Source organism: Stenotrophomonas sp. SrG (assembly GCF_050031795.1).
In the GTDB taxonomy this organism is placed as follows: domain Bacteria; phylum Pseudomonadota; class Gammaproteobacteria; order Xanthomonadales; family Xanthomonadaceae; genus Stenotrophomonas; species Stenotrophomonas rhizophila_A.
The window spans coordinates 86,345-99,221 of record NZ_JBNBBE010000008.1 but is presented as its reverse complement, the minus strand read 5'-3'; the positions used below and the strand labels follow the sequence as shown (position 1 = coordinate 99,221).

At 68.2% G+C, this 12,877-nt stretch carries 5 protein-coding genes; 4 read left to right on the top strand and 1 reads right to left on the bottom strand.

What is annotated here, in order from left to right:
- Positions 1-63 precede the first annotated feature (63 nt).
- Positions 64-1,617 (top strand): GGDEF domain-containing protein, encoded by a 1,554-nt coding sequence (locus ACQG3P_RS09685; protein WP_068854316.1) that lies wholly within the window; start codon positions 64-66, stop codon positions 1,615-1,617.
- 82 nt (positions 1,618-1,699) lie between these two features.
- Here the strand turns inward: ACQG3P_RS09685 and ACQG3P_RS09680 are convergent, their stop codons facing one another.
- Positions 1,700-2,641 (bottom strand): DUF808 domain-containing protein, encoded by a 942-nt coding sequence (locus ACQG3P_RS09680; protein ID WP_426804919.1) that lies wholly within the window; start codon positions 2,639-2,641, stop codon positions 1,700-1,702.
- Between the two features lie 179 nt (positions 2,642-2,820).
- Between ACQG3P_RS09680 and ACQG3P_RS09675 the strand changes: the two genes are divergently transcribed.
- From ACQG3P_RS09675 to ACQG3P_RS09665, 3 genes are all read left to right on the top strand, one after another.
- Positions 2,821-4,461 (top strand): ABC1 kinase family protein, encoded by a 1,641-nt coding sequence (locus ACQG3P_RS09675; RefSeq protein WP_184126079.1) that lies wholly within the window; start codon positions 2,821-2,823, stop codon positions 4,459-4,461.
- A 218-nt stretch (positions 4,462-4,679) separates the two neighbouring features.
- Complete coding sequence (locus ACQG3P_RS09670; RefSeq protein WP_426804918.1) at positions 4,680-6,782, top strand: phosphoglycerol transferase I; 2,103 nt, start codon at positions 4,680-4,682, stop codon at positions 6,780-6,782.
- 277 nt (positions 6,783-7,059) lie between these two features.
- Positions 7,060-12,864, top strand: coding sequence for a hypothetical protein (locus tag ACQG3P_RS09665; RefSeq protein ID WP_426804917.1), 5,805 nt, complete (start codon positions 7,060-7,062; stop codon positions 12,862-12,864).
- Positions 12,865-12,877: the final 13 nt, after the last annotated feature.

Here is a 12,877-nt window from a genome sequence, read left to right as displayed (position 1 = left end):
ATACTGTTCCAACGTCTCCCCCCGTCCGGCGCCCGCAGCCGGTGACCCACCAGGACCCGCCGCATGAAGGACCCGCAGGACGCTCTTCCCAGCCCCAGCCCCGGCACCGCCGTGGGTCGGCTGCTGTTGCGCCGGCAGGCGAAAGACAGCGCGGCCGGCGCGGCAGCGGACGCCCCCGCGCTCAAGGGCGGCAGCAGCGCGATGCTGCAGCGCCTGTTCGCCGGGGCCGACCAGCCCGAACCACTGCTGGCCGCGTTCGCCCACGGCATGTCCACCCTGCCCGGCGAGCTGGGTGACATGGGCCTGCGCCTGCAGTCGGCGCAGCGCAGTGCCGACTGGGTCAGCTATGGCCGCGCCATGCGCCAGCTGATCGACAAGTACATCCGCACCATCGAACAGGACAGCCCCGACGGCCAGCCCGACAGCCTGCGCCTGCGCGAGCTGCTGCGCCTGACCCTGGGCGTGACCGTGGCCAGCCTGCTGCAGAACATGCCCGAACTGAAGGACGAGCCGGTGCAGCTGGCCGCCGACCTGCGCCAATGGCATCCCGGCCAGCCACTGCAGCCGCTGGAGCTGCGGCTGCGCGAACTGACCCACCAGATCGGGGTGCGCAGTGATGGCTGGCAGGAGCAGCAGGAACTGCTGCTGAGCCTGTTCGACCTGCTGCTGGACAACATCGGCGAGCTGCTCGACGACAGCAGCTGGCTGCACGGCCAGGTGCATGCGGTGCGCGCGCTGATCAGCGGGCCACTGGACCGCGACTCGGTCGAGCAGGCGCGCGCCAACCTGCGCGAGGTGATCTACAAGCAGGGCCTGCTCAAGCAGGGCATCGTCGAATCCAAGGCGGCCATGAAGAGCCTGATGGGCGGCTTCATCGAACGCCTGGACGGCATGGCGGTCAGCACCGGCGAGTACCACGACCGGATCAGCAGCTATGCGCTCGCGCTGAAGGAGGCGCGCAGCATCGCCGATCTCAACCAGCTCCTGCAGGACGTGCTGCAGGACACCGGGCGTGTGCAGGAGCAGGCCTTGCAGGCGCGCGACCATCTGGGCAACGCGCGCCGCGAGGTCGAGCAGGCCGAGGCACGCATTGCCGAACTCGAACAGGAACTGCGCGATGTGTCCGGGCTGGTGCGCACCGATCCGCTGACCGGCGCGCTCAACCGGCGCGGCTTTGACGAGCTGCTGGAACGTGAGCTGGCCAGGGCGGAGCGGCACTCACATCCGCTGGCGCTGGCGCTGCTGGACCTGGACGATTTCCACCAGACCAACAGCAGCTACGGGCATCCCGGTGGCGACGCGATCCTGCGCCACCTGGTCACGGTCTGCCAGCTGCTGCTGCGCAGTACCGACACCATTGCGCGTATCGGTGGTGACGAGTTCGTGCTGCTGATGCCGGAAACCCCGGGCGCGGACAGCATGTCCACCGTGCTGCGCCTGCAGCGCTCGCTGGCGCAGCGGCCGGTGGAGCTCGACGGGCACCGGGTGCTGGTGCACTTCAGCGCGGGCCTGAGCCAGTGGCAGCCCGGCGAAACCGGCGAGGCCCTGTTGAAGCGCGCGGATGCGGCGCTGTATGCGGCCAAACGCGTAGGCAAGAACCGCGTCCAGGCTGGGTGAATACCACCACGCAACTCGATGGTGACCGGTGACCGTGGACCGTGGACCGATGGTACCGTTGGGTCGTCATTGTGTTGCGTGGTCAATGCGCCGGCGTCTTCCCACGCATCTTCTGGAACCCGGTCACCGCCGCCAGCACGATCGCACCGGCCACCACACCCACTACCAGGTTCGCGCCCGCCTCCACCAGCCAGCCCCACGGCGCGACCTTGCCGGCGATGCCCAGCACGAAGTGATGCACCGCCGGCACGTTGTGCACCAGGATGCCACCGCCGACCAGGAACATGGCCAGGGTGCCGGCCACCGACAGGAACTTCATCAGCCACGGCGCGGACGCCACCAGCCCCCGTCCGAACGCGGCCAGCGCCCCGCCCTTCTTCGACAGGTACAGGCCTACGTCGTCCAGCTTCACGATGCCGGCCACCAGCCCGTAGACGAACACCGTCATGCCCAAGGCAATCACCACCAGCGCGGTGACCTGGTTGAGGAACGGCGCGGCCGATACCACGCCCAGCGACAACACGATGATCTCGGCCGACAGGATGAAGTCGGTGCGGATCGCCCCCTTCACCTTGTCCTTCTCCCACGCGACCATGTCGACCTTCTCGTCGGCCAGCGCCTTGAGCCGCGCCGCCTTCTGCTGCTCGTCTTCCTCCTGCGAATGCAGGAAACGGTGCGCCAGCTTCTCCACGCCTTCGTAGCAGAGGAACGCGCCGCCGATCATCATCAGCGGCACCACGATCGGAATCGGATAGCCCTTGCCCTTGAGCCAGGCTTCCAGTGCGCTGATCGCCAGCGCCGCCGGCACCAGGATCGCCTTGTTCACCAGCGAGCCCTTGGCCACCGCCCACACCACCGGCAGCTCCCGGTTCGCATTGACCCCGGTCACCTGCTGCGCGTTCAGCGCCAGGTCGTCGCCCAGCACGCCGGCGGTCTTCTTGGCCGCCACCTTGGTCAATATCGAAACGTCGTCCAGCAGGGCGGCAATATCGTCGAGCAACGCAAACAGGCTGGCACCGGCCATGGCAATCCAGAAATCAGAGGGTGGCGCCGATTCTGACCGATCCGGGCACGTTCGTGGAAGATCAGCCGGATTCACCGCCCCACCACCGCCCTGCGGCGACACTGCCGATCTGTCCTGCCCCGGAGCCCTGCTTGAATACCACGCCCGTTGTTCCCGGCTCGCCGTCGCTGGTCAAAGGCATGAACCGCCGCAGCCAGATCCTGCGCCTGCTGCTGCGCTACCGCCATTCCGGGGTGTTTTCCGGGATGAACCTGGATTCGCGTGCGGTCCACGACCTGCCGCCGGAGGGCAACCCCGAGCAGTTCGTCACCGACCTGGAATCGCTCGGCCCAACCTTCGTCAAGCTCGGCCAGATGCTCTCCACCCGCCCGGACATGGTGCCGGTGGAATTCGCCACCGCGCTGGAGCGGATGCAGGAGAAGGTCGCGCCGATCCCGGTCGAGCGCATCTACACCATCATCGAACAGGAACTGGGCGCGCCGGTGTCCAAGCTGTTTTCCAGCTTCGACCCGGTGCCGCTGGGCTGCGCGTCCATCGCGCAGGTACACCGTGCGCAGCTGCATGACGGCCGCGAAGTGGCGGTAAAGGTACAGAAGCCGGAAGTGGCAGCGCAGCTGCGCTCGGACCTGGAGGTACTGCGCAGCTTCGCATTGGCCGCCGACCACCTCACCCAGGTGGGACGCCGGGTACGCCTGCGCGACTGGCTGAACGAGTTCGCCAAGACGCTCATGCAGGAACTGGACTACCAGGCCGAAGCCGAGAACCTGCAGCGCTTCGGCCAGCACCTGCGTCCGTTCAAGCCGCTGTGGGTGCCGCAGCCGATCTGGGACTACTGCAGCCACCGCGTGCTGACCATGGAGCTGGCGCAGGGCGTGCGCGTGGACATGATTCCCGACGTGCGCCGCACCGAAGAGCCGATGGAACCGCTGGCGGCGGCGCTGATCCGTGGCTATATCGACCAGATCTTCGTGCATGGTGAGATCCATGCCGATCCACATCCGGGCAACCTGCGGGTCACACCCGAAGGCCGGTTGGCAATCTTCGACCTGGGCATGGTGGCGCACATGCCGCCGCGCCTGCGCGAGCGGCTGTTGAAACTGCTGTTCGCCGCCGTGGACGGGCGCGGCGAAGAAGTGGCCGACGAGATCATCGGCATCAGCACGCGACTGGAAGCCTTCGACGAAGAGCGCTACCTGCGCGAAACCGGCCAGGTCATCGCGCGCTATGCCGCCAGCGGCACGTTCTCGGAAGGGCGCGTGGTGCTGGATCTGGTACGCATCGCCACCGCCAGCGGGCTGCGCACGCCGCCGGAGCTGAGCCTGCTGGGCAAGGCGCTGCTGAACCTGGAGACGGTGTGCCGGCTGCTGTCGCCGGACCTGGATACGCGTCGCATCGTCGAGCGCCAGCTGCAACACGTCATGCGCGCGCGCCTGAAGAAGTCGCTGTCGGCGGCCAACCTGGCCAGTGAAGCGATGGAAGTGCAGCAGCTGCTGCGCGAGGGTCCGCGCAAGATGTCGGACATCCTGGCGTTGCTGGCCGAGAACCGCCTGCAGATGAAAGTCACCGGGCTGGAAGAATCCCGGCTGATGGAAAACCTGCAGAAGATCGCCAACCGGGTGTCGGCAGGCATTGTCACTGCTGCCTTGATTCTTGCTGCAGCGATGATGATGAAGGTCGATACCGGGTGGCACCTGTTCGGGTATCCGGCCATCGCATTCACGTTGATGCTGATCGGTGTATTCCTTGGCCTGGGCATCATCCTCAGTGCATTGCTGTTTGATCGGCGCGCACGTTCAAGGGAAGAACGCGGGCATCGGTAGACGCCAGCGCGCCCATGCCAGGTGATGAAGACGGCACGCGAAAGCGTGCCGTCTTCACATGCGTTTTACCCTTTCCAATGCAATGCGGTGTAAGCGCGAACAGCGTGTTTCCAACAAACATTTCAGTCAGGTTCGTGCAGGCATGATCGGGTCATCGGCCTGTCATGTGGGTGTGTTTGGGCAGCCGATCGCACCTGTCTCCGCTGCCGATGATGCCCATGCTCTGGATCCTGCTGCTGTCGCTGTTGCTGCTCACCTGGTTGCTGCTCGCTTCAGGTCGCTGGGCATGGTGGAAGGCAAGCCTGATGTCGCTGCTGCTGTTGACGCTCAGTGCGTGGTGGTTGATCAACAAACTCTCCGGCGATGGCCTGAATGCGGCCACCCTGTACCACCTCGGCGCGGACATGGAAGGCGCCGGCGTTTCGGACTTCAAGGGCTACATCGCTGGCTTCATCGCGCTGGCGCTGCTGTCACTGCTGCCCCTTCTCACTCCACGCATCAAGCGATGGCACCACACCGCGCACGGTCGGGGCGTGTTCGCCGGTTTCCTCGCGGTGTGGGTGCTGGCGATCGGCGTTAGCCCGCTGTACCGCGATGGCCAGCGGCTGTACCAGCAGATGCGGCCGGTGGACTACAGCATGGTGGCGCCCGAATACCGCGTGCCGCAGCAGCCGCTGCGCAAGCCACGCAACATCGTGTGGATCTACGGCGAAAGCCTGGAACGCACCTATCTGGATGAAGCCACCTTCCCCGGCCTGATGCCCAACCTCAACCGCCTTGCCGGGCAGGCGCTGGATGTGCGCGGACTGGTCTCGGCCGAAGGTGGCGGCTGGACCATCGCCGGGCTGGTGTCGTCGATGTGCGGCGTACCGCTGACCACCGCGCAGGGCGATGAGAACAGCATGGACCGCATGGGCAGCTTCCTCCCCGAAGCGGTGTGCCTGGGTGATTACCTCAAGCAGCAGGGCTACACCAACCACTACCTGGGCGGTGCCAATGGCCTGTTCGCCGGCAAGGGCCAGTTCCTGGCCACGCACGGTTTCGACGCGGTGGACGACCTCGCCTGGTTCAAGCAGCAGAAGATCGCCCGGTCGCACTTTTCCACCTGGGGCGTGCATGACGATGTGCTGCTGGACAAGGCATATGACCGCTTCATGCAGCTGTCCAAGGCTGGCCAGCCGTTCATGCTGACCACGCTGACGATGGATACCCACCACCCTGCCGGGCATCTGCCGGTGGCGTGCAAGCGAACCCGCTACACCAGCGACTACGGTGATATCGGCCTGCTCAATGCGCTCAAGTGCACCGATGGGCTGATTTCCAAGCTGGTCGACCGCATCCAGGCCAGCCCGTATGGCGACGACACCTTGATCGTGATCGCGTCCGACCACCTGGCCATGCCCAACGACCTGAGCCACATCCTGGCCAAGCAGAAACGCGAAAACATGCTGCTGTTCCTGGGCAAGGATATCGCCCCGCGCCAGCTGGACGCGCAGCACGGCTCCACGCTGGATTCGGGCGCCACGCTGCTCAGCCTGATCGAGCCGGAGATTGGCGAAATCGGGTTTGGCCGCTCGCTGCTGCAGCCCGAGCGCCCCGCCAGCGCCAGCGCGGCGGTGTTCCGCGATGACGGCAGGGACTTCCCGCGCTACCTGGCCTTCTCGCGCTCGCTGTGGCTGGGCGACAAGACCCGCCAGCTGCGTATCGACGAAGAGAACCAGGTGGTGATCGGCCTGCAGCATGTGCAGCCGCCGGTGCTGCTCGAATACGACAAGCAATGGGACCTGAAATCGGTCTATCTGGAAAATACGTCCAAGCAGTTCGACCTGGCCGATCCGGACAATACGCTGGCCTACGTGGACCGCTGTACTGCGTTCGAAGACGGCTCGGCCGATGGTGACTGGTGCGCGATGCTGGTCAATCGCGACAAGGGCATCAAGCTCTACCGCGACGACCAGCTGCGCGAGGGCTTCGCCGTCGATGCGCCGCTGGACCCGTTCAACGGTCCACGCCCGAGCATCCGCCAGGCACACATGATCACGCAGAAGGGCCGTCGTACCCGTGCCGGCCAGTACATGCTGCAGTTCGTCGCCAAACAGTCGCCTGATCGTGGCTTCTGGATCGAAGCGGTGTCGTCCAAGCGCAAGGTGGTGGTGGCCCAGCAGTGGGTGCAGCCCGATGCGGAAGGGCGTATCAGCGTTCCGTTCGGCCTGGACCATGAAGTGGATGATCTGGAAATCCGCGCGTGGTTGAACCATGCGGAGAAGCTGGCCGTGGACAACTTCGCGCTGATCCCGTCACGTCGCGGCAACCGCGGCTGATCGCGGCAGCGCGGACCTCGCGGCTGCCTGATTCTGCGATGCCACGCACACCCCGGGTCCAGTCAGGTCGGCACAATCGTGCGCCGGCCGATGTCGATCCGGGGAGGCCCTCATTCTGCTGCCATTGCAGGCCGCAGGTCGCCTGGCGACCGCGTCCTTCGCTGCCGCCGGCGCACCGGACGCAACGCAGCACCGCTGCGTTCCCGTCCAGCTGTACAACACGACATCGCACCCTGCGACGGATCGCTGCCGACCGGATGCCGCGCTGCCGCACACGTTGACGCGGCTCCTGCGCCGATGCCCACTGCTGCCGTCGGAGCTCGCCCTGCTGGAAGCCCGCCTGCTGGCCCTGCTGGTCGACGCAACACCGGATGAGCTTGCTGCGCACCTTGCGCAGGCCGTACGGGATACACCCGTGGCAGCGCGCCAACCTGCGCTGTTGCAGGCCATGGCCGGTTGGCAAGCGGCACCCGCGCCTGCGCCCGATGCGTGGCACCGGGAGTGCACGCAGGTGGTCGCTGCCATCCTCAGCGGCCTGGGCCGCCTGCAGTGCCGGCGTGCTGCGGGCATCGCCCTGCACGGCATCGCCAACCTGGCACTCGGGCCGCAGGGCGCCCAGCTGCTGGCCTGGACCCAGCAGGCCAGTGCGCTGCCCCGCCTCCTCCAGGAGGGCACCGCGCTGCCCTGGCTGTGCTGGCTCAGCCAGCTTCCGCTGCCGACGTTGCGCGGCGGTGCCTGGGTGGAGCCGTTGATCGCGGCGTTTCCCACCTGGCTGGAGGCACTGCTGCAGCAGGCCGGTACCGCGCACGCGTCCCTCCACGCTCAGCTGCAGTTGCCCGCCTCGCCCCTGCGCCTGGCGCTGCTCGCTACCGCATGGGCACTGTGGTTCCAGCAGCGCCTCTGCGACCGGCCCGCCACGCGCATCGGGCAACGGATTGCCGCGCTGCCAGCCGTGCTTGAACAGCTCGACCTGCTCGGCACCGGCGCACGTCGTCTCTGTACGCCCGCGGCTGACGCCACGGCGCTGGCGCCACCGGCGCGGGCGATACAGCCCGTGCGCACTGCCGCGTCGGGGGCGGACACCACGCGCCTGCTGGCACCCCCACTGCCGGTTGCGGTCGCTGCGGCGGCGGTGCTTCCTGCCCTCGCCGCTGCGCACCCGCAGCGACGCACGGTGGCCGTCCTCGGTACGCTGGCGGCGGCGGCGCTGGGGGGCGGCCTGGTGGCATGGTCGCGGAATCCGTCGCCTGCCGTCGCGACGGCGGACACGACGCCAAGCGCGGTTGCGCACTCCCGCCCCGCGTCGAGGGGGTCCAACACCGGGCCACGCGACGATGCAGGCCTGCAGGATCAGGCAATGCTGCTGGAGGCGCTATGGACGCTGCGCGATACCGCTTCGGCGGCAGGGACCGCGAGCCTCCCGGAGCACGCGTTCGCACCCGTCGAGGGCTCGCCGTTTGCGTTGGCCGTGCGCGCGGTCCGCCAGCAGTTGATGTGGCTTTACCGGCAGGACGATTTCCTGCAGATCCTGTACGACGAACGCACGCCCCCCTCTTCGCTCGTGGTCGCCAATGGCAGCCTGAGCGGAACGCGTGCCACCTCCGGCATGCGGGTCGTGCTGCATGCGCAGCCGGATGCGCCAGAGCGCATCCTCTGGTCCCCTCCCACCAATACGATGTTGAACGACCTGCAGCGCACCGTGCGCGAGGCGGGCGGCTGCTTCGACAACGCCGTCAGCGCGCGCCTGGCCTGTGCACTGGGCTTCTATCTCGACCAGGACATGCACGAAGCCGAGTACGCGCCCGCCCTGCTCGATCCGCTCATCCAGCGCCTTGAGCACCGCCTGCAGCAACAGCCGGACGGACACATCCGCGTGACCAACGAAACCAGCACGCTGTTGCGGTTGAAGCAGCAGGTCCACGCGCTGAAGGCGATCCCGATCCGCGGCATGGAACCCACATGGTCCAGCTGGCGACCGGATCCCCGCTCACACCTGGGCCACAACGCCGCGCTGGCACGCAGCCTGCTTCTGCAGCTGTCGCAGCACCCGGAGGTGGTCGCGTTGTGCTGGCATCACCATGTGGATCCCACCCAGCTGGAGTATCCCGCGCACGGTCCGGTGCGCGCCCGTGCCCTCCCGGGCACGCGCATGGCGACGTTGTTCGAGGCCGGCCAGCCACCGGCAGTGCTGGCCCCGCTCGACACGATGCTGCGCGGCATCGCTACGCTGCTGCACGCGCCGGTGCGCTCGGACGGTCGGCTTCGGGTGCCGGAAATGCTGGCCTACTACGCCGCGCCGCTGCCTGCGGTGCCGATGGACGATGCGCAGTTCGACGACTGCCTGGCTGCGCTCGACCGGCAGCTCGCACCCGCGCGTCCAGGCATCCCCGCAGGCGCGCGGCTGGAGGTCGAGTGGGACGACCGCAGCGACTCCCCGCCACAGCAGGATCACCAGCGCCTGCTGGATCGGTTGTGGGAGCGCTTCGACAGCGCACCGGCGACATGGGACGACGCGCTCGCGCACCAGGGCCTCGTACCCGCCGACGGGTCGCCACTGCATGCCGCATGGCAGGCCGGGCAGCGGCGGCTGCAGCAGGTGTTCGAGCAACCCGGGGTGTGGCTGGCGATGCGACAGGCCAATGCGACCTTCCATTCCCTGCGCGTGGGCGCCGACGGCATCACCGCACGCGTGCGCGGCTCGGGTCGCAGCGTGGTGATCGCCGACGGCCTGACCGACCCGCTACCCGGGCTGCTGCTGGACCAGCTCGACGCCTTGTACCGGATCACAGATCGCCTGGGGCGCTTCTCTCCCGGCACTGCCGTGCCCCTGATCAACGCGCTGCAGTTCCATGGCGCGCTTCCCGCCCCTGCCCATATGCCGTGCCCAGCCCCGGTAGCGTGCACCCAGGCGCAGCTGCTGGAGGCCATCGCCCGTGTCCACGCGAGCTGGCAGCGCCGCGCCGGCCCGCTGCCGCCGTGGCGACAGGCCAGCAACGAACTCCAGGACCTGGGCCGCTTGCTTGCGCGGCGCGCCGATGCGGCCACGGTCGTCCATCGCCCCGCGCTGGGCACCGCCACGGCAACCACGCTGCAGGCGGCCCTGCCGGCATTCGCGCGCCTCATCGCGGACCCGGTGATGCTCGAACTGCTCCCGCGCGAGCACCTCCCGCCACGGTGGATGTCGGTGGATGCGGACGGATCGCTGCGGGTGCAGGACGCGGCAGGTACGCTGCACCTGTTCAACCAGACCCGGTTACTGGACGCGCTGCCCCTCGCACCCTGGGGCGCACTGCGCGAGGTGGCCGGCCAGCTGGGCGGCGTGGTCCGTTCCGACGGCCGGGCCAACGCCTCTGACGTACTTGCCGTACATGGTGGCTGTGGGCCGCGCGAGGCCGGCCACCTAGATGGCCCTGCGCGATGCGTGGAACGCCTGCTCGGCGAACTGAGGCTGGGCATGCGCGCCGACCTGCTGCACGCGGCGGACACGTTGGACGCAGCCGACCTGGACCAGGTAAGGCAAACCACCACCGGGTTCCTCGCCCAGCGCGCGCCTGGCGAACAGACGCTGCTGGAGTACCTGGCCCGGCCCCTGCTGCAGCAGGGCGAGATGGCCCTGGACCAGGTGCACCGCGCCAGCCACTACGTGGCCGCCATGGCCCGCACCCCGCGTGCGCTCGCGCTGCAGGCGGCGTTGCTGCGGGACCTGGGCTGGTACACGGGAAGCGATGGGGCACCGACCTCGCCGACGCTGCTGGCCAGCCTGACGCGGGTGGCGATCGTGCTCGACCTGGGCCCGCCGTCGGATCGCGATGCGCGCGTGCTGCTGGGCTACCGCCTGCACAAGTATCCCAACTGGGGGCGCACCTTTGCCCAGATACGGCTCGATTTCCACGACTACCTGCGGAGCATGGGCCGCATTCCTGCCTCGCTTCTGGACATGGCATGCACGCTGGCCCTGCAGGACCACGCGCCGGAGCTGCTGGCCGACGACGTGCCCGCCAACCTGGTGTATGGAAACACCATCGCCTCGATCAACTTCGTCAGTGGCGTGCACCTGGCCGAGCGCCTGCGGCGCGGCCTCTCGCAGCAGATGCGGTTCAGTGAGCTGATCACCCTCTCGGCCGAGCTTGCCGGGGACGGGGCGACACCCGACCTGGTCAGGCAGCTGACCCTCGACGCACGCCGCCTGCCGACGCTGGACTGGTATGTTTACCGGCAACTGGAACAGCACGCCGCGCTTTCCTCGCCGCTGTCGCCGAGCGCACGCATTGAGGCCGCGCTGCGTGCGTTCGATAAGCGTGTGAGCGACATCGAACAGGCCATAGGCGATGTACTGGCGCCGCTGCCCTACCGCATGCCGCTGGTGGAAGCCGAAATCCGCCGGGTATTCCCACGCTTCCCTGGGGTGCTCGCCGACCAGCCGTGGAACTCCACGGAATTCCGCTTGTGCAATGACGACAACCATTTCGGACGCAGCTTCCCGTTCCATGAAATCGTCGCGGCCGGTGTGCTGCGCGGCGGGGCCGCGGCGTGGCGGCCGTGCCGCACCTTCGTTCCCGACTCCCCGCTCAACCAGGCCCAGGGCAACCCCCGCTACGAAGCGGCGCTGCAGACCGCTTACGCGCGGATGAAACCGGGCCTGGCCCGGCTGGCTGATATCAACGCGCGTTACCAGAAGCGCTTCGATGCTTACTTCCGCAAGGCCCGACGCGGCTACGGGGTGCTGATCGAGGAGGCGTTGTACCAGCGCCCCGAGGAAGAACGCGCGGCCCTCCTGCGCGGAGATGTGCAGGTGTTCACCCTGCGCACCCACGAACCGGAGCTGGAGGCGGGGCAGGAAACCCGCAACGACACCGATCCCTACCGGGGCCGTTTCGGCGTGGTGTACACGCTGACGCTGGCGGGGCAGCCGCGCCACTTCCAGCTGTTCCCGCTGCAGAACCGGATCCTTCCCCTGCAGCTGGAAGGCGCGCTGCCGCTCGGCGGTGCGCTGCAGAACCGCAAGGTGCGGCTGCGCAGCGGCAACGTCGCCACGGTGCAGGTGCGCCGTGGCACCCCGTTGCCGGTGGACTGGGAGGCCTACGCCTCGGACAGGGCACCGGAAGCGGGGCGCTCCTCGGACGTGATCGTCGAGCCGCTGCTGGCGCCGCCGCCGGGCGGCGGCACCGCGCCGCGCTCGCCGTTCCATGCCCTGGTCCACCCGGTGCAGGAGGGGTTTTTCTGGCTGGACGCTGCTGCCTTCCGTCGCGAAGGCTGGGCACCCACCAGTTTCGAGGACCACCTGGAAGACGCGCCGCTGTGGCTGAAGACAGTGGACTTCGTCGTGCCGTTCGTCGAAAACGTGCGCCGTATCTCCTCGAAGGACCGCAACGAGTTCGCGATGGCCGCCTTCGGGCTGTACCTGGAATCGATCATCGTGGTCGGACCGGTGATCGGCGGCGTGGCCAAGGTACTGATGCGGCCCGGCCTGAAGATGACGATGCCGCGCTTCGCCGAGCTGTCGCGGGTGCTGGGCCGGGGCACGCTGGATGCACTCAATCCTGCCGCGGGCAGCGTGGCACTGGTGCGGGTAGGCGTCAGCGTCGTGCAACGCACTGCGCGCGGCAACCTGCGCTTCCTGTGGTCGTTCCTGGACCCCAACCGCCCCCCGGCACGCGCCGTGGGCGTGCGCTGGGCCATGCGCGAAGGCATGGCCATTGCCAAGGAAGGCAGCTCACTGGCATCGCCGCTGTACGAGATCAAGGTACGCACGGTGGACGGCATTCCCGGCGCCATGGTGTCCCCGCCGCCGGTGGCCAGCGGCAGCCGCACCCTGCATCTGGTCGACCCGGCCACGCTCACCCTGTACGGCCCGGCGCTGCAGGAGCGGCTGGGCGAGGGCGGCGGTGCCGCCGGCATGCTGATCAAGGTCGGCGGCAGTCCGCGTACGCCGCATGTCTCACCCGGCAAGGCGCTCAAACCGATCAAACAGGGACCCAAAGCGTCCGACGAAGACAGCGGGGACGAGCTGGCACCGCTGCAGCCTCCTGTCGTCCTGCTGCCCGATCAGGGCCCCCTGGGCGTGCCCGCGGCCCGTCCATGAGGCGGGCCGCGGC

Bases quoted from the DNA above. Each gene is read 5' to 3' on its own strand.
- ACQG3P_RS09685 (WP_068854316.1), top strand. From the start codon at position 64: ATGAAGGACCCGCAGGACGCTCTTCCCAGCCCCAGCCCCGGCACCGCC.
- ACQG3P_RS09680 (WP_426804919.1), bottom strand. From the start codon at position 2,641: ATGGCCGGTGCCAGCCTGTTTGCGTTGCTCGACGATATTGCCGCCCTG.
- ACQG3P_RS09675 (WP_184126079.1), top strand. From the start codon at position 2,821: ATGAACCGCCGCAGCCAGATCCTGCGCCTGCTGCTGCGCTACCGCCAT.
- ACQG3P_RS09670 (WP_426804918.1), top strand. From the start codon at position 4,680: ATGCTCTGGATCCTGCTGCTGTCGCTGTTGCTGCTCACCTGGTTGCTG.